Annotated in this window: 16 protein-coding genes and 1 pseudogene; 14 read left to right on the top strand and 3 right to left on the bottom strand. The window is 41.9% G+C overall.

All coding sequences use genetic code 11. The annotated features are described in order from the left end of the window. Window positions 1-64: 64 nt before the first annotated feature. Genes V7K15_RS12070 through V7K15_RS12060 form a run of 3 tightly spaced genes read right to left on the bottom strand, consistent with a single transcriptional unit; the run spans window position 65 to window position 3169 of the window. On the bottom strand, window positions 65-1255 hold the full coding sequence (locus tag V7K15_RS12070) for a hypothetical protein (protein ID WP_334905739.1): 1191 nt from the start codon (window positions 1253-1255) through the stop codon (window positions 65-67). 46 nt (window positions 1256-1301) lie between these two features. Continuing rightward, window positions 1302-1991: a response regulator transcription factor gene (locus V7K15_RS12065; RefSeq protein WP_334905738.1), complete on the bottom strand. Its 690-nt coding sequence runs from the start codon at window positions 1989-1991 to the stop codon at window positions 1302-1304. Continuing rightward, window positions 1985-3169, bottom strand: coding sequence for a sensor histidine kinase (locus V7K15_RS12060; protein ID WP_334905737.1), 1185 nt, complete (start codon window positions 3167-3169; stop codon window positions 1985-1987). Before V7K15_RS12060 ends, V7K15_RS12065 begins: the two co-directional genes overlap by 7 nt. A gap of 977 nt (window positions 3170-4146) precedes the next feature. Between V7K15_RS12060 and V7K15_RS12055 the strand changes: the two genes are divergently transcribed. The 14 genes and pseudogenes from V7K15_RS12055 to V7K15_RS11990 all read left to right on the top strand — a co-directional run bounded on the left by V7K15_RS12055 (window position 4147) and on the right by V7K15_RS11990 (window position 25049). Then, window positions 4147-6354, top strand: coding sequence for a hypothetical protein (locus V7K15_RS12055; RefSeq protein ID WP_334905736.1), 2208 nt, complete (start codon window positions 4147-4149; stop codon window positions 6352-6354). 347 nt (window positions 6355-6701) lie between these two features. Continuing rightward, window positions 6702-8495, top strand: coding sequence for a ShlB/FhaC/HecB family hemolysin secretion/activation protein (locus V7K15_RS12050; RefSeq protein WP_334905735.1), 1794 nt, complete (start codon window positions 6702-6704; stop codon window positions 8493-8495). Window positions 8496-8498: 3 nt separating this feature from the next. After that, window positions 8499-8708, top strand: a pseudogene (locus V7K15_RS12045) (IS630 family transposase); the annotation flags it as partial. Between the two features lie 127 nt (window positions 8709-8835). Beyond that, the gene (locus V7K15_RS12040; protein WP_334905734.1) at window positions 8836-11127 is read left to right on the top strand and encodes a COG1470 family protein; all 2292 of its coding nucleotides are present in this window, start codon (window positions 8836-8838) and stop codon (window positions 11125-11127) included. 787 nt (window positions 11128-11914) lie between these two features. Next, window positions 11915-12760, top strand: a complete 846-nt coding sequence (locus tag V7K15_RS12035; RefSeq protein WP_334905733.1) for a beta-sandwich domain-containing protein — start codon at window positions 11915-11917, stop codon at window positions 12758-12760. A 45-nt stretch (window positions 12761-12805) separates the two neighbouring features. Continuing rightward, the gene (locus V7K15_RS12030; protein ID WP_334905732.1) at window positions 12806-14548 is read left to right on the top strand and encodes a phage tail sheath family protein; all 1743 of its coding nucleotides are present in this window, start codon (window positions 12806-12808) and stop codon (window positions 14546-14548) included. A 50-nt stretch (window positions 14549-14598) separates the two neighbouring features. Next, entirely contained in the window at window positions 14599-15057 is a 459-nt protein-coding gene (locus V7K15_RS12025) for a phage tail protein (RefSeq protein ID WP_334905731.1), read from the top strand. 119 nt (window positions 15058-15176) lie between these two features. Continuing rightward, a complete protein-coding gene (locus V7K15_RS12020) occupies window positions 15177-15665 on the top strand; it encodes a phage tail protein (protein ID WP_334905730.1) in 489 nt (162 codons plus the stop codon). Window positions 15666-15750: 85 nt separating this feature from the next. Then, window positions 15751-16764: a DUF4255 domain-containing protein gene (locus tag V7K15_RS12015; protein WP_334905729.1), complete on the top strand. Its 1014-nt coding sequence runs from the start codon at window positions 15751-15753 to the stop codon at window positions 16762-16764. Window positions 16765-16984: 220 nt separating this feature from the next. Next, window positions 16985-17659 (top strand): hypothetical protein, encoded by a 675-nt coding sequence (locus V7K15_RS12010; RefSeq protein ID WP_334905728.1) that lies wholly within the window; start codon window positions 16985-16987, stop codon window positions 17657-17659. Between the two features lie 459 nt (window positions 17660-18118). After that, on the top strand, window positions 18119-19972 hold the full coding sequence (locus V7K15_RS12005; RefSeq protein ID WP_334905727.1) for an ATP-binding protein: 1854 nt from the start codon (window positions 18119-18121) through the stop codon (window positions 19970-19972). A 370-nt stretch (window positions 19973-20342) separates the two neighbouring features. Further along, window positions 20343-21320 (top strand): hypothetical protein, encoded by a 978-nt coding sequence (locus V7K15_RS12000; RefSeq protein WP_334905726.1) that lies wholly within the window; start codon window positions 20343-20345, stop codon window positions 21318-21320. 784 nt (window positions 21321-22104) lie between these two features. Then, on the top strand, window positions 22105-23745 hold the full coding sequence (locus V7K15_RS11995) for a sigma-70 family RNA polymerase sigma factor (RefSeq protein WP_334905725.1): 1641 nt from the start codon (window positions 22105-22107) through the stop codon (window positions 23743-23745). A gap of 23 nt (window positions 23746-23768) precedes the next feature. Then, entirely contained in the window at window positions 23769-25049 is a 1281-nt protein-coding gene (locus tag V7K15_RS11990; RefSeq protein WP_334905724.1) for a DUF1822 family protein, read from the top strand. Window positions 25050-25077: the final 28 nt, after the last annotated feature.

Below are 25077 nucleotides of genomic sequence, written 5' to 3'. Positions count from 1 at the left end.
CCGAGAGTTCAGCCTTTAATGACAGTAATCTGCTGTCGGGCTGGATTAGTTATTTACGGACTGATTACCGTGATTCACTAACCAACGAATCGCACGGCCCAATACCATTAACATCTGCAAACGATGGCAAAAGATGCTTAAAGCTATTCGTCTCTGCATCAGAATTTGACATAAATCGGGGCAATAGCAACCACAATAGCCCTCCCAATAGAGGCAAAGCGAGTAAACTCAAAAGCCAATACTTTCGAGATTTTGATTTCGCTGGAGACTCTGGGCTAAGATTTCCATGAAAACCAGCAGCCGTTTCAGGTTGAGGCAGTTTAATTAAAGCCTGACGCGCCTCTGCCGCAGAGTTGAACGGGGTGTCTAACCCTAGTAAACGATGCAGAAAATCTCTCAGGGGCGGATCGTTCTGGGGCCAATGTTGAGCCTCGCGCGGATTTAGCGGTGCGTCAGAACCAGAGTGAATCGTTTCAGCCGTCCAGAGAGCAAACGCGACCGATCCAAGATCGATTAAGTCTTGTTCCGGTAACAGCACCTGGCGCGGGGCAGGGACAAAAAGCTGCTCCCAGGATGCCAGATCGCAGACATAGACGTAGCCGCTATCACTTATCACCAAGCTCTCAAGCCCCAAGTTGCCGTGGGCAGTTCCTGAACCGATCGCAACAGATGCAAAACTCGATGGCTGACTATGGAGGAAATGTAGCGATTGCAGCATTTGATTTAGGAATTGTCGTACTTGCGATGCAGAAAAGGCTCCTGTCTCTCTCAAAGTCTGCTTCAGGGTAGGAAGTAGCGCGATTTCGCCTGAAAAAATCAGATAGACGCGATCGCTGGATGGATCGGCAATGGTTTCTGATGGACTGACCAACCGAAACTCCCGACCCTTCGGGGTGGTCAAATTGCCCTTAGCAACTTGATGCAAGGTTGTTCTACGCTGGTGTGCTTCCACGGCATTAAAACATTGCTTAGGCAGTAAATACTCCTTCACGGCAACGGGTTGACTATTGCTGGTCTGAATTCCTCTGTAAAGCCTTCCCATTCCCTGAGACCTAAGTATTTCAGTAATGCGATAGGTGCCTAAGCTGCCCCGGAGTTCAGTCTGAACTGGCAATGTAGTGGGGAATCCGCATTCCAGACAAAACTTGGCACCCGGTATCTTCTCAGTAGTTTCTATCGGCTTTCGACAGCCCAGAGGCGCATTTTGGGTACATCGATAGAATTTAGCTAGCGTATTAGAATCAAGAATAGGCATAGAATCTTCTCGGTAGTTAAGGTTAAACCAAAATGATTGAACCCAATTACGACTGAATCAGATTCATCTTGATGGCTGCCACAATAGCTTGTGTCCGACTTGTTACCTGTAGCTTCAGAAAAATATTAGTAAGATGAGTCTTAACAGTAGCCACTGAAATGTAGAGTTGCTTCCCAATTTTATCGTTTGAAGCTCCTTGAACTAGCCAATATAGAACATCGTTTTCTCTCTCGGACAGGTTGCAGGGCTGACCGATCTGTGAGGGTAATGAGGCTTGGGTTTTTTGGAATTTTCTAAAGAAGCCAGTGGCAACTTCAGGTGGTAAATAGATTTGGTTCTGCATAATAGTGGCGATCGCATCTAACAACTGCTGTGAAACCTGACCCTTAAATACATAGCCATCCGCCCCCGACTGCATAGCCTGATAGATCCAGTAGTCTTCTTGATGACCTGATAGAACAAGGGTTTTACTCGATGCATTGCTGTCTTGGAGCTGCTGTAATAGGGAGAGACCATCTCCCTCAATTAATTCCATGTCAATCAGAATTAGGTCGGGAGTATGCTGCTTGACAAGGGATAAAGCCAGAGCCGGACAATTCGCTTCCCCAATCACGTTAATGGCTCGATCCTGAATCTGGGAGAAGCTTAGGAGGGTTCTGATTCCAGCCCGAAATTGACGATCATCATCGACTAAAAGCGTCGATAGGGTTTTGGTTGGTTCTACTTGGGTTAACATACGGCGTTGTCCTCTGATAAGTTAATGGATGGAATCAATCGAGGTAGGCTTATCGAAAATTCTGCACCTTTTTTGGGTGCATTTCTTGCCCATAGTTTCCCTCCGTGATCGAGCACAACTTTTTGGGCAATGGCTAATCCTAAACCTGTTCCCTCGGAACGCCGGGTATAGAAAGGCTTAAACAGCTTCTGTAAATCCTCTGAGGATAGACCAGGGCCTTCATCTCTCAAGGTCAGTAAAACATCGCCCTGCTGCTCTTGCCAATCAATGAAAATTTTTGCGCCTTGGGGACTAAAATGAATGGCGTTACTCAATAAATTGCTGATAGCCTGTTTGATTTGAAGTGGATCGAGTTTTAAAATAAGTGTGCGATCGCTGCAACAAACCTGAATATCTTTCTCCGAAATCCAGCCTTGAAATTCTTCCAGTGTTTTATGGACGAGACTACGGATATCTTGCGGTACAATCTGCAACTTATTACTACTTCCACACTGCACGATCTCAGTGAGAGTTTGATTTAAGCCGTGAGCAGTCTTGCAAATGACTGAAGCTTGTTCTTGCTCCTTACTCAGAGGCAGAAGATGACTAAGGTTATGGGCATAGAGACTAATTAAACCTAAAGGATGACGTAACTGATGCCCCACTCGTTGAACAAGATGCTCTAAAATTTGAATCTTTTGGCGGTGTTGCCAGTTTTGTTGATGTTCGTCTAAATATTCACCGATACTGGCAGCCGTTCGCTTGATAAATTGCCGTTGAGTATGAGACAAAGGCCCCTTGGCAAATAATAGTAAGTATTGATTAGGCTGACTTGATTCACCAAAATGACAATAATAGAAGCCTTTTTCTATTGTCTCTGCATCAATCGGCTTTAACGCTAGAGCGGATGAAACATTAGCTAACCAACCTTCGGTCTGTAAGTAAGCTAGGGTCTCTTTCGCAAAAGAAAAAGGCATTTGAGAGGTTTCAAGAACTTGTTGCCGATCTGATATCTGCGGATCTTGATAAACCAATCTCGTCCATTGAATCTGCGATAGAGCTGCCAGTTGATCGATCTGTAGCTGCAAGAAATGCTTGAGTTTCCGGCTGTAATACTGGGGAGTCCCCTTTTCTGACTGAGGACTCAGATTTTTTAAGAGTTTGAGACCTATGCCTGGATTATCTGTGAGACTATCCATACTTTCCTCCAAATTATATGCTCTACTTCTAGTTCTGTTGCAAAAAAGTTGTGTCGCAAAGAGTGAATCAGATGGTAAGATACGAAGGCATTGTTGTTGACGATCGGCTTCCCATAGGGAGCAGTGCTCCAAAGTGAGGTTCTAAAAATTAGGGGTATAAATCACCTATTTAATAATATGAGCGCAGCGATATAGCTGTTTTTATTGAGAATCTAGCTTTGTAACTAAGAATTAAAACCCGATCTAACTTTGGAGCATTGTTCCCTTAATCATTTAGGCGTTTTCAAGATTTCTTACTTGGAGTTGGTAAAGTAAGAAATCCAGTGAATGCAGTCAGTTTATGTTGTAACTGACAATTATGACTTCAAGCGATGTCATCTCAATTCCGTAATTATGTTGAAAATTTTGCACCCACTAAAAGAAGCTACGGTAGATCCCTTGTGGGGGACATTCCAAAGCTTGGCTTTTCATAGCAGAAAATTGTAATCACCACAGGTGCAGATACATATTTGTAGGTGATGGAATGCTGAGGGAGCAAGCCTGTCAACCAGGCAAGGCGATAACCCAACTTACATAAGCAGTAAAACATAATCTTTAATCATTTCATATTAACTTGACGCACTTATGACAAACTTATAACAAAAGTATGACCAGAGATTTTTACTAAACAGCCTATTTAAAATCAGGAAATGAAAGAAACTTACCCAAATGAATATTGTCCATAAAATTTTGACAATAGATAGTTATTAGCGATGTTTGTAAGCAAGCATAACTAACGACTTAAAGCCCAAGTCGAACTTAGGCTTCTGTATCACTCATTGGGATAACTCAAATCAGAATATGCAGCTTTTAAGATGTTTTTTGGTGTTTAGACTAAAAAATGACAAAACGGCCCAGAGTGAATTAGACAGAAGTCGGATCTATTCCAATCAAAGTTGTTATTCAATATTAAAACAGCCCAAATATTTTTCCTTACTATGCTTGCCAGCTCAATTATCGATGCTAGCTTGACCGCGCAAAATATATCCTTTCGCCCCGGTGGACCATCGGTTTTTTTTGGTGTTTCGGTCATCAACCGCAGCAATCAGTTTGCGTCGTTTCAACTTGAAATTAAAGCGGCGGTAGCAGGCGAGCAGAGTAACTGGTATCACCTTTCTCCAGATGTATCTACAGCTAAATCACCCGGCGATCGCACTGATTTTCAAGTTGAGATTTTAGACTCTCCAATACCTGATTTTGTCGGAATCGTCAATCTAATGGTGCGGGTTTTTTCGCCCCAGCTCTCTGAAGAACGGCGATTAGTTTTGCGGTTAACGTTAGAACCTAACGGTGAATTAAACCTACTGCAGATCGGACTACCTACCAAGCGGTTTCAAGTCTATCCGCGTAACGTCGTGGATATTCCGGTGACTGTCAAGAATGTGGGGTCACAGCCTTCAGAAGTGCGCTTGCAATGTACAGAACTTGAGTTGTCCTGGCTAGTTGGTAGCTCTGAACGGTATATAGAAATTCCAGCAAATGGAGAGACAACAGCAACTTTCCAATGTCAGCCGCCTAGAGCAGATCGAGTTCCGAGTTGCGATTATCTTTTTGTGATAATTGCCAAAAGTCATCTGGGTTCTACCGTTGAAGCACAAGGGATTTTAGAAGTTCTGCCTGTTGGGTTCATGGAGTTTGAAGTCCAGCCTCAGCAGCAGTGTATCCCGGCTAAAAGACCCTGGCTCCCGAATTGGCGATCGCGTAGCAGTACCTTCCAATTGATGTTTAAGAACAATAGTAATCTGTTGCAAACGCTTGATCTTGAAGTACGAGGCCAAGACGCGAAAGGATGCCAAATTAAGATTAGTCCAGAAAAACCCGTTCTGCCATTGGGAGAAATAACTTCTACAAACCTAACCCTCTCTCCCCGTCGTCCCTGGATTGGCTGGTCGCAAACACTAAAGTTTGAACTCAAGCCTTGGCTATCAGACCCAAGATTAGGGAGTAGCGATCCAGCAACCCAGATTTTGTTCTTAAAGGTTTTCCCAATCGTACCCCTATGGTTATTAGTGGCATTGCTCTTGATAATTGCAGCCGCTGTGTTTAGACCAACGCCTATCACTCATTTGGCTGGCGTTAATGCCGTGCGACTCAGTGGCACGAGTGGCAGATCGCCGCTTGTAATGAGTGTCTCAGACGACTGTTCAATTCGGACTTGGGGCGTGACAGATTGGGGAACGCTAACCCCACAGGGTACCTTGAGCAAGGGGACGTTAGCCAAAACCTGCACTGATGCTCAACCTAACTCTTCCAAGGGACTTCTGGCGATTACTCAGCAAGCAATCCGGTCGCTAGCATTAATTCCGGTGAAAAATAATCAGGTCTTTGCAGGTCTAGAGAATGGAACCGTTCAGGTCTGGGATATCAACACTGGGAAGGGACTCTATACGCTCAAAGACCCCAACGACCAGACAAGCGATCGCATTCTGGACTTGATGTTTACTCGCAACTCTCTGACGCTATACACCAGCTATGGGAGCGGAACTATTCGGAGTTGGCGAAGGCCGAGGGATGTCCGTTTTGACTCAAAGCCTGCCAAGGTTTTGAAGGTGCCCGATCGCTTCGCATATCAAGCCTGGTCTTTAGCACTCAGTCCAGATGAAAAGATCCTTGTGAGTGCCGGACAGTTTAAGCGGCTTGTCTTGTGGGATGTCGCAAACTCGCAACCTCGGCAGCTAAGGCTCTCAGAGAATGCTCAAAATCGCGGAGAAAACGACTTTTTCTGGGATGTCAACTTTGCGCCCAATACTTCGATCCTAGCAGCATCTGATTCTGATGGTTACGTTACTCTTTGGGACTTAAGTCAATGTCAGAAAGCAGCGCGAAAGGGGTCGCTTAAAGAGCAGATCCCTCAGCAAAGCTGTGAACAACGGGCGAGGTGGCAAGTCTCAAAAACATCGGTTCGCAACATTCTATTTACTCCAGATCAACGATGGCTTGTGAGTGCAGGCGATGATGGTCAAATCCTGGCCTGGCGTTTGACCACAAACGTCACTCCCGATCTGACTCAAAAACCGAAGCGGATTGCAACCCTGCCTAGCAGGATTACTTCTTTAGACTTGATTGCTAAAGAGCAGGGGGTTTGGATTGCCAGTGGCTCCGATGATGCACAAGTTCGCCTCTATCGCTTTAACCCAGATGAATAAAGCCGAAGAACTGAGCTCTCTTTGATTGCAATTAAAGGAAGTTTCGGTTTGACTAAGTTGATCGCCGCCATAAATAGGCTTTTGCTACCGATCACAGAACTTTTCAAACATCCTCTGAACTCGACTTTATCCATTTTTTGGCAACGCTTTAGCTGACGCTGAAAGCTTTGTATGACCGTAGTTTTACTTTTTAGTTTTCACCTAAAATCAGTGATATGGAAAAAGTTTTTGCCAAAAAGCTAGGGTTTTGCCGATACAAGAGATCCAAGTTATTAATTTTGGATAAAGTCGAGCTGAAGCACTCGCCATATTATCCCATAGTTACTGACAAAAAATAGTCTAGTGCGATGATTGATAAATATCCCCAAAATCTGATAGTGTGCTACTTACCTCTGAGTATGCTTGTATTACTCAACAGCATATCTTTTAGTCCACTGAAAGCTCAGGCTGCTAATACTACACAATTACGAACTAGTAATTTCATTTTGTCGCAACAATTACCATCACCACAGGATGTCCAACCACCCTCACGTTCCCCACTTCCCTCTCCTGAACTGCCACAGCCACTCCCCCCACCAGCAGAACTATTTCCACCCTCTGCCCCAAATCCTACACCTGATGAACCACCCCTTGGCGAGTTTCCCCAAACTATTGTTGTTGAACGGTTTGAAGTTGTTGGTAGCACAGTTTTCAGTCCTGAAGAGTTAGCCCTCGCCACTGCTGAATTTACCAAACGACCGATCTCGCTGACCCAAGTGTATCAAGCACGTTCTAAAATCACTGAACTATACGTCAAAAAAGGTTACATTACATCTGGTGCATATATTCCACCCCAAACAATTAAATCTGGTGTTATCAAAATTCAGGTGGTCGAAGGTAAATTAGAAGACATCCAGGTAACTGGGACTCGGCGGTTGAATCCGAATTATGTCCGCAGCCGACTAGCAATAGCGACATCACCGCCTCTCAATCGCCAGCGTCTATTAGAAGCACTGCAACTTTTGCAACTTAATCCTTTGATTCAAAACGTGACTGCTGAACTCTCAGCAGGATCGGGGACGGGTACGAGTCTTTTAGAAGTTAATGTCAGCGAGGCAAAAACCTTTAGTAGTCAAATAGTTCTTGATAATGGGCGATCGCCTAGCGTTGGCAGTTTCCGACGCGGATTAAGATTGAATGAAGCCAACTTACTCGGATTTGGAGATGGTTTGAGTCTAGGCTACACTAATACCGATGGTAGCAACTCCTTTGATGCCAGCTACACATTGCCTCTCAATCCCCGCAATGGAACTCTTAGCTTCAACTATGGCATCACGTCGAGTAATGTCATTGAGCCTCCTTTCGACTTTCTAGATATCAAATCGGCTTCTCGTTACTACGAACTAACATTCCGCCAGCCAATAGTCCAAACTCCTACACAAGAATTCGCTCTGGGGTTAACTGCTTCCCGACGCGAAAGTGATATCTCGTCGTTGCTACAGAGAATAGGAAATCCAGCCTCGGAGCTTTCGCCTGGTGCTGATGAACAGGGACGCACTAGGGTATCTGCGTTGCGATTTTTTCAAGAATGGACGAGTCGTAACAGTCGTGAAGTTATCGCCCTACGCTCTCAATTCAGTTTGGGCATAGATGTGTTGAATGCGACGGTTAATCAAGATGCTCCTGATAGCCGTTTTTTTGCTTGGCAAGGGCAAGCGCAGTGGGCACGCCTTTTAGCTCCTGAAACCTTACTATTACTTCGTTTAAATACGCAACTCGCATCCAGAGCGCTTTTGCCTATAGAGCAATTTGGCTTAGGTGGGCAGGATAGCATTCGGGGCTACCGTCAAGATTACCTGCTGACGGATAATGGCACTTTTGTTTCTGCTGAAGTTCAAGTACCGATTCTGCGCTTACCCCAGATTAATAGTACATTGCAGGTTATCCCCTTTGTAGATTTTGGTGTTGGCTGGAATAGTTCTGGTAGAGAGAATCCCGACCCTAATACTCTAGCTGCTGTTGGTCTAGGGTTGCGTTGGTCACAGGGCGATCGCTTCACCGTTCGTCTTGACTGGGGCATTCCTTTAATATCTGTTAACTCAAATGAGAGAACTTTACAAGAAAACGGTCTGTATTTTAGTTTACTCTATAATCCTTTTTAAAATAAAGCAAGAAAGAGCTATTTGAATGTTGAATAACAAGAAGAAATATTAAGTTGGCTGCAAACGAAAGATAGTTGGGAGCTTGGCGAACTTGAGTATAAATTAGCATTTGAACATGATGTAACTTCCGAGTCAAAACGGAGCTATTATGACTTGTTTGATACGGCAGGAATTAGTTGGAAGAAAACTACTAAGTTGAATCAAAAAGCCGAGTTTACCACGACGACAACCGTTTTTTCTAATTTCGATAAAGCTGCATTCTGGAAATTTTCTTCTTTTATTGTGCAACTACCATTATATTTCAGCAACGCCATAGTCCTTTACTGAAGACGCTGTAGAGATGTTGAATCTGATAACACCACTCAAAGTTATGCTGAATCCTCCCACCCGCCTAGAGGGTTTCCCAGGGGAGAGCGTTACTCTTCATATCAGTCTGATTAATCAAGGCAAGCAGGGAGCCGTAATTGATGTGTTTGTCGATCCCATGACTCAGCCGTTGCTGGCATGGTGTCCATCTGCAAGAAAGCGGGTCGCCCTCGACTCCCAACAGGCTTGTGAAGTCAGCCTGCTCTTTGAGATTCCCTCAGATGCTTTACCAGGAAGTTATCCCTACACGGTATTAGTAGATGCCCCAGAGCATTATCCAGAAGAGACTCCGATTCATTACCCAGCCAGCCTTGAAGTTCTAGTCAAAGAGCACACTATTATACGGTCACAAAAGCTTACCTTTTCACTTAGCCCAGCAACTAGTCCCGTTCAGCCCTTACTAATTCAGCCCAAGCAGCACCAGACGCTATCAGTAATCGTGAACAACCACTCCAGTCGAGTGGATCGGTTTCGGCTCCATTGTCTTGAGTTGGATAAAACGTGGTTCACGATTCAATATCCTTCCAAGGAACTGAGTGAGTTAGGCGTCGTTTCCAGTATTGATGGTTTGGAGCTTAATCCTGGAGGTCAAGGCGAAATCATCATTAAGTTCCATTATCCAATAGACATGCCTGCTGGTCACTATTCACCGACTCTACAGATAATTTCTGATAATGCCCCAGAGCAGGTCTTTTTGGATCTAGTGTATTTAGAGGTAAAACCAAAACTTCACCTGAGTGTTGAACTGGAGACTATTCTGGGAAAAGTCAGTCACAGTCCAGGCCAGTATCGACTCACACTGACAAATCACGGAAATTCAATTCGAGAATTGGCCGTAAGTGCTAGCAGCCGAGATGAAACGGAGTTGTGCTACTATGTTTGCAGTCCTTCTTCTGTCAATTTGTTGATTGGCAAAACAGCAACGATTAGTCTAACCATTTATCCCAAACAGAAATGGCGACGTCCCCTCTTTGGGTATGGCTTAGAGCTACCGTTTCAAGTCAATCTTCAAGATATTCAAGGATTACCGACGCCAGAAAAGTTACCGATGGGGTTGTTAGTCTGGAAAGCACGCCCTTGGTGGCAGTTTCTACTGTTGCTGCTGGCAGGGGTTGGTGCATTGTCGGGACTCGGCTTTTTGATTTGGTTTGTCTTCTTTAAACCCGCTCCCCCGCCAATTTTGACAGAATTCAAACCGGATAGCGCTAGCTATACAGAGGGAGGGAGGGTACGCCTAAACTGGACGATCTCGAATTCAGATCGGCTTGATCAACTGGTGATTTCCTCAAGCAAAGATCGAACTGCGAGCAGTCCTCAAGTTTACGACTTTCATCAAGGCTTACCGACAGAACTGAACCGTTATTGCCAAATTAGCGATCGCAATTTAACCTGCACCAACGTCGATACAGGTGCGCGACTGGCGGGAGAATACACCTTCCAACTTCAGATTAAGGCAAAATCAGCAGAAAAGCGTATTCAGCAGAAACTGGATGTCGTAATTCAACCTAAGCCACTGCCGCAGGTGGTGAGCATTGCAGCACGCCAGTCTCAACTCGAAAAAGGCAAACCCTTAACCCTTAGTTGGGACATCAACAACTTTAGCCAACTTAGTCAGCTTCAGGTTATCGGTCAACTCAAAGAGGGTAAACCAACGCTCTTCAAGACTTATGATTTTCAAAAACAAATTCCTTTGGAATTAACGAAGCAATGTCAACCTCCAGTCAACGAGACATTGAGTTGTACCAACGTGAATATAGGGCTTCCGGCTAAACCAGGCAACTATGCGATTAGCCTTCAACCTGTGTCTAGTGGAAGTCAAAAACAATCGCCACTCTCCAAAGCAATTCAAGTCCAGTTAAAGGCAACACCCCTTCAAATTATGGACTTTACCCTCAATAATCAAAGTTCAGAGGCGAATCCCTCAATGTTCTTGAAAGTTGGACAAGTTGTGACTCTCAACTGGCAGGTACAGGGGGATGGTGTCAAGGTTAAACTCGAACCTTTAGGTGATGTGCCAGCTAGCGGTTCTAGGACATTGAAAGCGACTGCGAATCTCTCTCAAATTATCCTCACGGCTGAAACCGAGCAAGGTCAATCAGTCAAACGTGCGTTTTTGCTCCAAGTTGATACGCCAAAACCACTTCAGAAGCCGACTAATACCAATTCTCCAAAAGTAATACTATTTCATGAAAAACCTGATACAAATAAAGCATCAAGAATAAAATCCGAACCTGTAATAGAAGCGCCGATTGATGTATTTAAGTAAGGATTCATTTTTTTAAACTCTGATTCTGCTTCACTACTGTGTTTGACACTTACTGCTCGCGGCACTTTTAGCTTCGCTTTCATTTGATAACGCACTGTATCGTGTACTACTTTATCTGAAGCTTCTACCCCCTGCATTGCTTTTAGCTCATAGCCTTGTGAGCAATGACTTTAAGTAAAGTACGATAAATTCCGTGAAGTTGTGTTGAAGAAGCTGCTAAAAATTGGGGAATAAAATTATTCAAATGATGGCGGGTACTTTATAGCGATAAGCACAACTGGGGAATGCCATAAGTAGTCCCAGCCGACCACATTCAGCTACGAAGTAGATTGAAGGGGTTGTTGTTTCTTCTAAAGATAGGACTTACGCAAACAATAACCGAAACCCTTATTTTCAGGTAGGGGCAATTCATGTAGCTTTAGCTTCCCGCAGGGTATTGCCCCAGAGTGCGTGTACTTTTGCGTAAGTCCTAAAAGAGTTAGAAACTTTAAAATCATTCTGGCTGCGTTCTGAAAATTTACCCAAATAGGATGTCACTGTAGTTCCTCCCTAGCTGGTATTTTATTTTCGTGCAAGTCCCGTATTTCAGGAGCTAATAAGCTTTTATCTACCTAAAAAATTTTTGGACAAGCCACAGATAAAGGTCTATACCAAAATAATCTTTTATCGTAATTTTTGAAAAACAATTAAGCTATAACTTCTAAATTTTTATTCATACATAAGTCTGATTGCATTAGCTAATAGATCGCTTAATCTGAGTATATAGAAACGAATTAGATTTCTGCTTATGCTGAATTCGATTCTTCAAACCCTTGCTGAAATGTTGACTAGCGGATCTGTTCTCAATAGCACTGAGCAAATAAACTTTAGTCACCCTGGAAGCTTAGAAAATAGTAATAGAGAGCTATCACTTAATCTCTATCTGTATGATGTTCGAATCAGTAAAAAAATGCCAAATAATGGCAGGCAGGTGGAACGCTATTTTGATGATTCACGACAGGTTGCAGAAGTATTTAGAGCACCCAGTTGGTTCGATATCTCCATTGTAATTACAGCCCGCGATCGCACTGTATTAGGAGAGCATTATCTTCTGTCTGAGACTCTACTGCTGTTAATGCGTAGTCGACTATTGCGGGAGGAGTTTCTAACTCCTGACCTTCGTGGTCACGGCGACTTATCATTATCAGTCACTAGCGACCCGCCCATTGATGTAGGAAGTTTATGGAGTTCTCTTTCTATTCCCATACGGCCTGCTATTTATTTGACAGTAACCGTTCCCTTTAATGTATGGAGAAAAACAACTGTGCCTTTGGTTACTGAACGACATTTTGGGGTCAATAATTCAATTCCAGCTATCAGCAGGAGCGGATCTAAAACTCAGCGAGTTGCTATTGCTGGCATTGTCAAAAATACTTTGAACTCAAAGCCATTAAAACAAGTTCAAATTATACTTCAAGGAACCGAAAAATCAGTAACTAGCAACGAGGAAGGGTATTTTATCTTTGAGAATTTGGACTCTGGAAACTACATTTTACAGCTTAGACGATTTGGCTATCAGTTTAAGACTTGCACTGTTGTTGTGGACGGAAAACCATGTATCCCTAAAGAGATATTACTTATGCCCGCCTACTAGATCTCTATATCAATCGATTATCCAACAAATCAAGGAACACTTAACATGGCTAGACTAGATTACTTTGCACCAGGCGTTTATGTTGAAGAAGTCGATCGCGGAAGTCGTCCGATTGAAGGCGTCAGTACTTCGGTTGCAGGATTTATCGGCTTTACTGAAGATATACGAGGCGGGGCCGAACTCTTTAAACCCATGCTTGTCACAAGTTGGACTCAGTATCTTGAATACTTTGCCCGACGCACCTCTAACGGGTTTACAGACTTCGATGCGTATTTACCTTTCTCAGTTCGAGGATATTTCCTGAATGGAGGCGGACGTTGTTGGGTTACAAGTATTGGAACGCAACTTCCCAGTATTGGCCAAGAAAATTTAAAACGGCAAGCACCTTCCTTGGAGATCCCAAGACGCGGTAATCGCCCAAGTTTAAATTTATCCATCCGGCCTGAACACTTCGATAACGGACCGATTAAAATCCAAATTCAGGATGGAAAGCCTCGTGCGTTACCTCCTGCGAAGAATGTCGATAAAGCGAGCGACCAGATTAAAGGTCAATCGCAGGGAACAGATAAAGTAGAAATGCAGGGAACAGATAAAGTAGAAATACCTTATAATCCACGTGAGTTCTTCTCTGTAAAAGTGTGCCGAGATGATCAAGTGCTTGAGGAATACAATCACTTGAGTATGGATCCAAAACCCCAAACGCAGGCTGTAACCTACGTTGTTGAGGCTCTGAAAAACTCTAAGTATATTTCGATTGGAGATATTGCCCAGCCCGGACTGCCCTTATCCCGACGGCCTATGAATGGCGAATACGAACTACTGCCTCCAGCGCCGAATTCTACACCTGATAAATTTGCTAGTGAAATAGAAGGGGATCGGAGCGAACGAACTGGCGTTCTCGGCATCTTTGAAATCGACGAGATTACAATGATATGTTTTCCGGATTTAATGCGAGTCTATGAAGCTCAAATTTTAAGTCTTGAACAAGTTCATGGTGTGATGGAGACCATGGTAAGCATGTCTGAAGGTTCTACTAGCGGTGATATGCCAGGACCAACGAATCGAATGGTTGTGTTAGATCCTCCCCCCGATCGCACTAGGCCTCAAGATGTCGTTGATTGGTTAGATGAGTTTGGTCGTCGTTCCATGTTTGGGGCTCTCTATTATCCGTGGGTTAAAGTACCCAATCCTCGAAATGCAGGGCGTTCAATTCTTGTTCCTCCTTCTGGTCACATGATGGGCGTATGGGGACGAACGGATGAATCGCGGGGTGTTTATAAGGCTCCTGCGAATGAAGTCCCCAGAGGAATTACTGGCTTGGCATATGATGTCAACTTTAGAGAGCAAGAACTCCTTAACCCACTGGGTATCAACTGCATTCGTAAATTTCCCAACCGAGGAATTCGGATTTGGGGTGCCAGAACCCTAGTTGAACCAGATAAAACCGAATGGCGCTATATCAGCGTTAGAAGGCTCATCAGCTATATTGAGCGCTCAATTGAAGCTGGAACTCAGTGGGCTGTCTTTGAACCGAATGACGAAGAGCTTTGGACGCAGGTCAAATATACCGTTAGTAATTTTTTAGAGCGGATATGGCGCGAGGGTGCATTGTTCGGAGCTACTCCTAGCCAAGCCTTTTACGTCAAATGTGACGCCGAAAACAATACACCTGAAACAATGACCTTGGGGCGTTTATATATCGATGTTGGTGTATGTCCAGTACGTCCGGCTGAATTTGTGGTTTTCCGCATCAGCCAGTGGAATGCTCTTGAAACAGAACAAAATTAACAATCCTCTCAAGTCAACTACTCATTGAACGAAATAACTAGGAGAAAATCATGCCAGATACAAAACTCATCACCTGTTCGGATTTTTACTTTAGTGCAGGGTCTAAGGTCAAGGACTTACCAGTCCAAGAGTTCAGTAATATGGGGATGGAGGCTGCTACCACCGATCAGGTTGCTGGAACTGGGAAAGATGGAGTCAAAGTAAGGCAATCAAAGCCGGGACCTGTCAAATCGACCAACATAACGATTGTTTTGTCTGGAACTGCAAGTAAGAGTGCCTATGAATGGTTTTCAAAAGTTAATCCTTTTGGGAAGGAGGCTCCTAAGTATGATAATCAACTTGAAGATGGAAAAATTACTGGGTATTTTGACGGGAAACCAGTTATGGAATGGCAGATTAAGCAATGCTTTCCCTGCAAGTATACGGTCTCTTCAATGAAGGCTGGTGGAGCAGAAATAGTTACTGAAACGTTAGAGTTAGTTGCTCAAGAGATCAAGCGTGAAAAATAGGTAATATTCGCATTCCTCTCACGCAAAAATCACTAGCCCTCTTTTAATAGAGGGCAAATCTTCTCTTTTAATCCTGTTTGATTCGGCAATTAAGATATTTTGGTTCGACGAAATAGATTATGTCAAAGTTACCTAGAAGCCCCGTTTTTTTTACTGGAGCTAATTTCTATTTAGATTTAAAGCTTGATGGCTCAAGTGACGTGGTAGACGCAGTTTTCTTGGAATGTCAGGGATTTAACTATTCGCAGGATGTAATTGAGTTTAGTGAGGTTACTTCCGGTCGATGGGGCAAAGCAAACAAAGGAAAGTTTGTGCAAACGAAACTTCCAGGTAATGCCAAGAGCGGAAATTTAACATTACTTCGAGGAATGACAAGTTCGATGGCTCTATGGAACTGGTTTGAGTTGGTTGAGGATGGCAACTGGGCTAAACAGAGAAAAAATGCTCTTCTAACGATCTATGATGATGGAAAACCTCAGGCAAGATTTGAACTTACAGCAGCCTGGCCTACCAGATACAAATTTTCGGATGTCAAATCAAATAGTCAACAGCTAGAGATTGAAGAAGTAGAAGTAGCCTACGAAGGGTTCAAGCGTGTAAAAATCTAGCAGCTCTTTCGTGGTTTACTAGATCCACGTTTCTTCTCATATCTGAGATGCCCATCAGAAAAGATATTTCATCAGTTGAAAGCTTATGAGTAATGGATTAGCGATCGCAGCGATAACAGCTGTCTTCAAAAACTTATTAGAAGACGGCTTGGTTCAAAATGCAGCACTGTCGAGTATGGGAAATGTGCTAGTAACCACACTTCCCCCAGATCAGATTTCTATTGGAGTCGATGGTCAACCTCAGTTAAACCTGTTTCTCTACCAAGTTTCGCAAAATCGTAATGCAGATATGGGTGGGCGCAATGCTAAAGGCGACAAGCTACACAACCAGCCAGCCTACCATCAAGCTAGTACAGAAGAAGGTGCAATTCTCCCCTTAGCCATCAATCTCCATTATGTATTGACCGCTTACGGAAACAAAGACTTTCAGACGGAAATACTCTTGGGTTATGTCATGCAGCTTATGCATCAAACTCCGGTTTTATCCAATGCCACGATTCGAACAATGCTAAATCATGTCGCAATCATCAATCGTTCCGGTCTTTTGGCACAAGCGATTGAATCGACTTCTGTTGAAGCTTTAACTGAGCAGTTAGACCAAGTAAGGATCGCGCCAAACTTGTTCGATACAGAACAGATGTCCAAATTGTGGTCGCTCTTAAAAGGTTCTTATCGACCCTCAATAGCCTACGAAGTATCGATGGTGTTTATTGGCTCTAAGAAATCTTCACTTGCTCCAGGTTCTAGTAAAGGGGCATTGAATCAGCCGCAAATTGAGAAAATTGTGGCATCGCCTACAAATAACGAGATTGTCGCTGGGAGCAGTCTAATCATCTATGGGAACAACCTTAGGGGGGATGTAACTCTGCTGCGTCTGAACGGAGGAGAAAACCTATTAGAACCACAAATTGTTGAAGATAACAGAATTTTGTTTAAACTGCCCCAAAATCTATATGCTGGGGTTCAGAAGGTTCAGGTTGTTCATCAACAACTATATAATTACCAAAACTATCAAGAATCAGAGGTATTGTCGAACGAGCAGACTTTCGTTTTACATCCAACCATAGACGATAAGCCTATTCTAGCTCTTCAAGGCTAATATGTGCGATCGCACCAAGTATGAGAAATTAGGCAAGTCATTGACGAGTGTAGAAGTCACTGGTTGGATATAATCAAAGTTTCAACGCCCGCAATCGCGCTTTTTAGCCTTAAAACAGACGCGCCTTTTGCGATCGCCACAACAATAAATTTGTAATTTAGGGTGATTTTGAACCAGATTTTGACCGTTTGAACCATATCTAAAGCAGGGAGCACCAACGATGAAAAAAATTGCTAAAAATATACTCCATCCACGGCAGGAACATAAGCGTCGTCAGGCAGAACGACAAGATCGTCAGCAAGGAGAGCAACAGCAGGGAGAATCGTCTTTGCAACCGCCGCCAGGTTTAGCTTCATCATCTCAGCAAGCGACGACGCCAGCACGACCGCCATTACAATCTAGCTCAGTATCATCACTAACGCCTAGCCGCTTTAGCAGAGAATTTACAGCGCAAAACGAGGGTCGGGACTCAGTGGATAGCAACCGTTCTATACCAAGATATATGCTTCATGGAACTTCAGAGAGCAATGCAGCCAACATATTAGAAACGGGGCTACAAACATCTTATGGAGGACAGGAGGGAGGAGCTAGTAGAAAAATGAATGACCCGAAATATATAGAAAATTCTCAAGGCGTGGTTCATGGTACTCCTAGCAGGAAAGTAGCCAACGCTTATGCAGAGTATCATGACAAACTCAGTGCTGGAGGAGAGAGTATTGAAAAGAACAGTGCCTTCATAGGTTTCAGAAACGTACATCCCGAATTAACAAAGAGAGATCCAAACTCCAGGGCCTCATACACCATAAGTCAATCAATCCCCTCCAATCAAGTCGTTCCGGTACGACCCGAGAAAGTCGCTGAGGGGGAAGATCCGACGGGCCTGTTTATGCCTTAGAAGTAATGATTTGTTGTAGGCGTGAATGACCCTCCCCTAGCTAAAGTCGTTTGCGCCCTTAACTATTAGCTCAGTAGTTTTTTTGGCAGTGTAGGGCATCTATGCTGAACACAACGCCCTCTAAATGCAACGTTTCAAGCATTGTTTGTACTACTTTTAATTGGCGTTGTTGTACGAATAGAGAGAATGGTAAATTTTATCAATCACCTATTTCCTTCCTTGCCACACTCAGCCTAAGTATAAAGACGAAAGCCAAATACAGAGTTCGCAACTGGAAAAAGTATAATGCAGCACGATTTTGAAGTCTGGTACCAGGCCAACCACCACTATTCAATTGCCGCTTTCGATCTAGTCCACAATCTTCTACAAAACTCGACCGATCGATCTGAAAACGATCCCGACGCAAGATCTTCAAACACCGATCGCGATCGATCTCAACTCTGGAAGATAGCTTCTGAAATGTCATTTCCTCCAGCTTTTGAGCAAATTTGTCAAAAATTTAGACTTTCAGAATTTGAGTTTTATATACTGGTTTTTTGCGCTGCCATTGAACTCGATTCGCGTTTTCCAGAATTATGCACTAAAGTCTATAACGATCGGAACTACTACTATCCAACATTTGGGTTAGCCCTCAGAGCTTTACCAAATCCTCATTGGAGTGCATTAGCTCCTGATGGAGCGCTTCGCTACTGGAAGCTCATCGATTTAGGTTCGGGTAATAGCCTTTTGAATAAACAATTGTTTATAGATGAGAGAATCCTTCATTACCTTCAAGGTCTCCAAACGACAGACCCATTACTGACAGGACTTACTGAGCTACCTTCAGATCGTCCCAATCAACTAATGCCCTCTCACCAGAGCTTGGCTGATAAAATAGCAGCGTTATGGCATCTAAGTTCATCTCAAGCCCCCATAATTCAACTGTGTGGTTCAGAGATAGAAGATAAGATAGATATTGCCCAAGTTGTTTGTCACCAACTTGAGCGAGGCATCAGTCTCCTGAACTGCGATCGCATTCCTCTAAACTCTAACGACTTAACTTCTTTCACTCGCCGATTGCAGAGAGAATGTATTTTAGAGCATAGGGCGCTCCTGCTCAATTGCGATGATACGGATCTTTCCGATCCAGAACAACGTGCTGCGCTCAATCAACTCCTGGAGGAATTTTCAGGATTTATCATTATCACAACGCGTGTTCCACTCCAAGAGTTAAAGTGTAAGATGATTCGCTTTGATGTTCCTAAACCCCTACCTCAAGAACAGTTAATTACCTGGGAAACCTCTGTGGCCGAACTCAAAACTCAACTCAATGAGCAAGGGAAATATATACCAGACTCAGATAAGCTGCTGCAAGACTTGCAGGAACTCACGTCTCAGTTTCAACTTAGTACCTCTATGATTCGTCGAGCCTGTACCGCAGCTGTCGGGCAGTTGACAATGCCGTCCGCTCCTTCCCTAAAACAGGCTCTATGGCAAAGCTGCCGCGTCCAAGCTCGTCCTGGATTAGATGAGCTTGCAGAGCGAATTGAGTCTAAATTGTCCTGGGAAGATTTGGTATTGCCGCCCCTTCAGAAGGGAATCCTAAAGGAAATTTCGGCTCATGTCCGACAGAAAGCCAAAGTATACGAAAAGTGGGGATTTGCATCTAAAAGTAGACGTGGACTGGGTATTACAGCACTATTTTCTGGGCCTAGCGGAACCGGAAAAACTCTGGCAGCAGGTGTTCTTGCCAATGAGCTGAACCTTGATCTCTATAGAATTGAACTTTCTGCTGTTGTCAGTAAGTACATTGGCGAAACTGAGAAAAATCTACAGCAGATATTTAATGCGGCTGAGAGCGGGGGTGTAATTTTGCTTTTTGATGAAGCAGACTCTATTTTTGGTAAGCGGAGTGAAGTTAAAGATTCTAAAGATCGCAATGCCAATCTAGAAGTCAGTTATTTACTTCAGCGAATGGAATCCTATCCAGGAATGGCTATTTTAACGACGAATTTACAGAGTAATTTAGACCCTGCATTCATGCGGCGACTTCGGTTCGTGACTCAATTTTCTCTCCCAGATGCCGCCCATCGATCTGAAATTTGGCGACGGATTTTTCCGCCTGATACGCCAACCGAAGGCTTAAACGTTGAAAGACTAGCTCAACTTAACGCTCCTGGCGGTAATATCCGCATTATTGCCCTCAACTCAGCCTTTATGGCCGCCGATGCACAAGAGCCTGTCCAAATGAAGCATATTCTTAGAGCAACTCAAACAGAGTATGAAAAACTAGGGAAATCATTAACGAGCGTAGAAATTTCTGGCTGGATTTAAGGTTGTGTCGCAAAAACTTACTGAAGATAAAACAAGCCAAAATCAGGACGGTAAACACGTTCGCCTAAATCAGACTGATTTGCATCGTTTCTGCCTATGAGTCAGCAGTTATAGTTGTCCCTAAAGCAGCAATAATTCGCCAAACACACAATTTTTTCGGCAGAAATTTATATTCTGTATTCATACTTTTGTCTATAGACATTGATAGTGAAAATTAATAAGATACTACAGATAAACGAGGAAGAATTTGTCAAATAATTCAGCATAAAGTTGAAACTAGTTTAGCGCAGAAAGACATCTGCACATAGAAACAGAAAGTTCACTCACTAATACATCAAGGATATTATGGGAAATTATCTATCTTATTTCCGTGAGAAAAAAAGAAATAGAATCTGCAAATCGCCCACATACCGGAAATATTCAGGAGAGTAACAACCGGGTTTCCAGAATACCTCCAAATGTCTTACAAAAACAAACACAGAGTATTAAACTCCTTTCTACTACATCTGCATATCCTCTGCAACAAACACAAACGAATGGACAAGAGTCTAATCCAAGAGAGGTGGCACGAGCAGATTTTAATAGAGGTGGTGCAGAAGATACACAATTTGAAGCAGCAGAAAATAATACAGTAAATCCACAAGAAGAAATAGAACAACAAACCCAAACGACTCAACAAAAGGATAAGGAGCCACAACTGGAAGGTACTATCAATTATCCTAATGTCCCAGACAATGAGAAAGATCCAAGGGTTAGGATAAACGTAATGATTAAACAGTTTAATGACAGCTTAAAAGTAAGGTATCAACAAATTGATTGTGGCTTGTATCATGAAATACAAACAGCTATGCACTTAGTAGGAAATTTCAAGATTGTACATGGAAAACAAATTAGTCGGGGATTAACGAAAGAAGAAAAAAATAGTTGCTTGAATGGTGATTCACAAAACATAACAACACCAACAGAAAATGGAAAATATAGAGAAATAGATTTTGTGTTTGACGAAGATGAAAAAACAAATATAGTTGAAGCGAAAAACACAGCCAGTGTAGATACCCATCAAGTTGATAAAAATAAGAAGCTTGCACAAAAGCTAGGAGGAAAAGTAATATATGCGTTAGCAGGTAATAAAGACGCACAAATGAATGCAATCAAGAAAAAATTCCAAGAAGGAGAGAGCCTTGAGATAGCTAGTCAACAATTGGAATTTATTACCATTCCCGCAGACGAATTTGGGCGTTTGTATAATGAAGGCATAGTTGCGGGACTAGGATACATTCCGACTTTGAAGCAGATAATGGATGAGTCGTTCAACGTAGACTCCGGAGCAGAATACGACGAGATTTAGTTTTAGTCACACCCCCTGCTAGAAATATTAATGGCTTTAATTTAAATAATTCTGTCTAGAGTCTTGTGAATTAATGGAATAACCCTGTTTATAGACATAAGTCTACTAACATTTCATAGTTCACTAAAATAGTATGAGCTTAATTAAGTGGATCTAGTTATGCAGCAACTTCAAAAATTTGAGACACGAATCCAGTCAGAGTTTTAAAAGTTGCTTTTGATTTTTGCTTTCGGAAAGTGGCAAAAGAGGGGTATTAAGCACCGTACCAGTTGTAGTACTTGTCATACCTTGGCGGAATTTGTCTTTAATTATACCCAAATTATGTAGCGGTTGCGTAAATTTTGATATTATTTATTTTTCCTAGCTTGCTAAAACCAGCCTTTTTGTTGTTTGATAAATAGATATTATATGTAAACGAGGTAAAAGTATAAGCGTTTTGACCAATTTCTACTCTCAAGTTTTTATAATGCCTACAACTTGCATAATTAGCTTGCTTTGCTCCCAATAAGTTCAGTGAAGGTAAAATCACACAAAACAAGGCAGTATATTTAATACTTGCATATAGGAACAACGCGATTTGGTGAGATCAAGGTTAAATTATCAATTACATCGCTAAATTCTCAATAAAACCAGGGTTTTCGTTGCGATGCCTACGGCGGACTGCGCCTACGCATCCCGAAATAGCCTATTTCCGTTCTTGGTTTTAGCACTTCTTCACCAAATCGCGTTGCTCCCCTTGCATAGATTGTAAACCTCATTTTGTTATCTAGTAAGGAGAAAAATTATGGTGCTTAATTTTACTAAATATGACAGTATTCCTGTATTACCAAAGCGGAGGGATAATTTTAACAAATTTTCTACTTATATTGTGCTAATTAACCAAAATAATCAATTAGCGTTGCAATGGAAACATCAACCTTCTCTGCAACGTAATTTGAAATTATATGAAGACAAGCATCAGGAGTTTTCTAATTTATTTTGCCACCAGGATAGAGGAATAGACATCGCCAATTTTTGGCGAAAAGTAGTATTTGATGAATCACAATTAATAGCAGATTGGAAGCCAAGCAATAAAATACAACTTGCCTATGAACATTTAGCAAGTTACTTCGAAGAAAAATGCTATTGGGCTGCCAAAGACTTATGTAAGGAGCGTAACGCCAATTCTTGGGAAGAATATCTATGTATTGCTAGATTGCTAGTTTACAACCCCCTAAAATTGAAAGAAATTTTAGTTAAATATAATTCTCAAAGTGCGAATATAGATACATATATAACTCACACATTAACAAACCATATTAAATCTTCAGCAGAAGTTAGTAGATTTTCACGGTGGAGATTGTTATACAAAAAGAGTGATAAAGAACTCATAGAAGCACTAAAAGTATTCGGAATCATCGAACCAGAAATTTCATTAATGATTTTTGCCAGAAAATACTTTAAACAAGTTTATTTAATTAACAAAGTTAAAAATCCCACCAGAACTACAGGTAAAAAATGGATAGCCCCTGACGAAGAAGATTTTTCAAAATCTGCTCAATGTTATAACCTAGAAAAGGTATTACCAACTGCACCCCATGAGGTATTTGCTAACTCTACTAAAGTAACTGCAAAACAAATTCAAGATTGGATGGAGATTTGTATTAAAGCTTTAGAAAGTTATCCAATATCAATTCTACCGAAATTTTCACTTGATGCCCTCCAAGGTGAATTTGAAGTTAAATCAGAATTACAAGCTCCAGAAATCGAATGGGAAAAGATATCAAGCACTGAGGATACAAGAGAACAAGGATTTTTGGCGAATCAAGCTAATTCAATTTTATCTGAGCAACTTCAATCCCTGAAACTGGATGAACGGAAAATTTTACTTCTCTATTATGGGTTTGGACTAAATCAAAAACAGCTAGCAGATAGATTAGGAATGAATCAAAGTACAATTTCTCGCTATCTAACTAAATCTACAATCAAATTATTAGAAACTATAGCAAGAATCTCCCAACCACAACGATGGGTTAAACAGTATGTAGGACGATGGTTAGAAAGTGAGTATCATGCACCAGTACACTCAGATTTGATTCAAGCAGCTTTGGTGTCAGCAATAAAGAAATTAGTAAACGAAGAACGCGAGATTTTGCAACTTTATTATGGAGAGCAAATGGATGAAATAAAAATTGCTTCTCAGTTAGGTATTAGCTTGAATAAAATAGCTACAATACTTACTAAAATAACAAATCAATTACAAGAAAAATTGATGCAGGAAATAACCATTTGGATTAAAGAATATTTAGAAAAGTGGTTAAGTAATTATTACAAATCTCTGATAAAAATAGTGTTGAAAAATGAAGCTAAATTAGGAAAGAAAGAATTAAAATTAGAAGAAAAGATTTTCCTAGTGGAAATATATATTCAAAATCAGTTGTATTAACTTTATTAGAGAGGAGGAATATTATGTTGAGTTTATCAGATTTCGTAAATATTGACACTAAGCATATTTGGTTACAAGTAGAAACAGCCGAACAAGAAAAAATATGGCAGCTTTGCCAACATCACTCAAATGCGATCGCAATTTACAATGCTTATCTTAATCGCATCTGCTTGAGCCGCTTACTCACTTGGTTTCAGGTGTCCTTAGAAGAATCTACGTTACGTGCACAGGTATTTCCTAGTGAAGAAAATTTACCTATGATCTTAGAGATAGTAAATGGCACAGCAATTAAGGTGGGTGAAACCAAGATAGTATTAGTGCCGACTGAAACAATAGATATAGAAGAATTGTGCGTACCGCAAGAATGGGTAGATATTAATAGTTGGGCAGCCGACTATTATATATCAGTGCAGGTAAATTTGGATGGCGATGATGATGATTGTTGGATACGAGTATGCGGGTTTACTACCCATCGTCAATTGAAAAACCAAGGCAAATATAATTCAAGCGATCGCACTTATTCTTTACCTATCGAACAGTTAACTGAAAATTTCACCTTACTTTTTGCTACATTGGGATTGCGTTGGCGAGAAGAAGTTCCACCTGAAGTAACTTTGTTAGCAGCAGAAGCTCAAAACATATTGGAGACATTGAGTGATGCTTCTATTTATTCTCCCAGGGTACATTTGGATATACCATTTGCTCAATGGGCGGCATTAATTTCCAACGAACAGTGGCGACAACAACTGTATCATCAACGTTTAAATAAAGAAAAAAATACTGTATCCACTGTTAAGAAATACTTGTCATCAAGCATAGAATCAATGAATAACGTCTCTGTAGACTCCTCATTTATTCAGGTGAACCTTAATCAATGGTTTCAGAACCTGTTTGCAACCGGATGGCAACCTATTGACGAAGTTTTAAATTCACAGCTAGGAAATTTAGCATTTGAGTTTAGAAGTTTTTCGGCAATTAAGAAAACAGGTGTAAATGGAGTCAAGCTAATTGATTTGGGGGTACAATTAGGAGGACAATCTTTAGCATTGATGCTTGCTCTCTCGCAGGAAGAAGACAAAAAAATTGCGATCATTGTACAAGTTCACCCCACTGGTAATAAGAAATATTTGCCACCAAATCTCAATGTTATACTTTTAGAATCGGGAAACATTCTACAACAAATTGAATCGAGAAGTCTAGATTGCTACATTCAACTTAACCGTTTTAAAGGTTTAAGCGGAACCAACTTTTCTATCCAACTGATTCTTGATAATTTCAGGATGACAGAAAATTTTTCCATTTGAAATCATATCAAGTTTGGGTAATTACTTA

This window comes from Nostoc sp. (assembly GCF_036919815.1).
Lineage (GTDB): Bacteria > Cyanobacteriota > Cyanobacteriia > Cyanobacteriales > Nostocaceae > Nostoc.
This window is presented reverse-complemented; position numbering and strand designations above follow the sequence as displayed.

Excerpts from the sequence above, each read along its gene's own strand:
- V7K15_RS12070 (WP_334905739.1), bottom strand. The coding sequence starts at position 1,255 with ATGCCTATTCTTGATTCTAATACGCTAGCTAAATTCTATCGATGTACC.
- V7K15_RS12020 (WP_334905730.1), top strand. The coding sequence starts at position 15,177 with ATGTCAAAGTTACCTAGAAGCCCCGTTTTTTTTACTGGAGCTAATTTC.
- V7K15_RS12015 (WP_334905729.1), top strand. The coding sequence starts at position 15,751 with ATGAGTAATGGATTAGCGATCGCAGCGATAACAGCTGTCTTCAAAAAC.
- V7K15_RS12025 (WP_334905731.1), top strand. The coding sequence starts at position 14,599 with ATGCCAGATACAAAACTCATCACCTGTTCGGATTTTTACTTTAGTGCA.
- V7K15_RS12060 (WP_334905737.1), bottom strand. The coding sequence starts at position 3,169 with ATGGATAGTCTCACAGATAATCCAGGCATAGGTCTCAAACTCTTAAAA.
- V7K15_RS11990 (WP_334905724.1), top strand. The coding sequence starts at position 23,769 with ATGTTGAGTTTATCAGATTTCGTAAATATTGACACTAAGCATATTTGG.
- V7K15_RS12035 (WP_334905733.1), top strand. The coding sequence starts at position 11,915 with ATGCTGAATTCGATTCTTCAAACCCTTGCTGAAATGTTGACTAGCGGA.
- V7K15_RS12065 (WP_334905738.1), bottom strand. The coding sequence starts at position 1,991 with ATGTTAACCCAAGTAGAACCAACCAAAACCCTATCGACGCTTTTAGTC.
- V7K15_RS12010 (WP_334905728.1), top strand. The coding sequence starts at position 16,985 with ATGAAAAAAATTGCTAAAAATATACTCCATCCACGGCAGGAACATAAG.
- V7K15_RS12055 (WP_334905736.1), top strand. The coding sequence starts at position 4,147 with ATGCTTGCCAGCTCAATTATCGATGCTAGCTTGACCGCGCAAAATATA.
- V7K15_RS12030 (WP_334905732.1), top strand. The coding sequence starts at position 12,806 with ATGGCTAGACTAGATTACTTTGCACCAGGCGTTTATGTTGAAGAAGTC.
- V7K15_RS11995 (WP_334905725.1), top strand. The coding sequence starts at position 22,105 with ATGGTGCTTAATTTTACTAAATATGACAGTATTCCTGTATTACCAAAG.
- V7K15_RS12050 (WP_334905735.1), top strand. The coding sequence starts at position 6,702 with ATGATTGATAAATATCCCCAAAATCTGATAGTGTGCTACTTACCTCTG.
- V7K15_RS12040 (WP_334905734.1), top strand. The coding sequence starts at position 8,836 with ATGTTGAATCTGATAACACCACTCAAAGTTATGCTGAATCCTCCCACC.
- V7K15_RS12005 (WP_334905727.1), top strand. The coding sequence starts at position 18,119 with ATGTCATTTCCTCCAGCTTTTGAGCAAATTTGTCAAAAATTTAGACTT.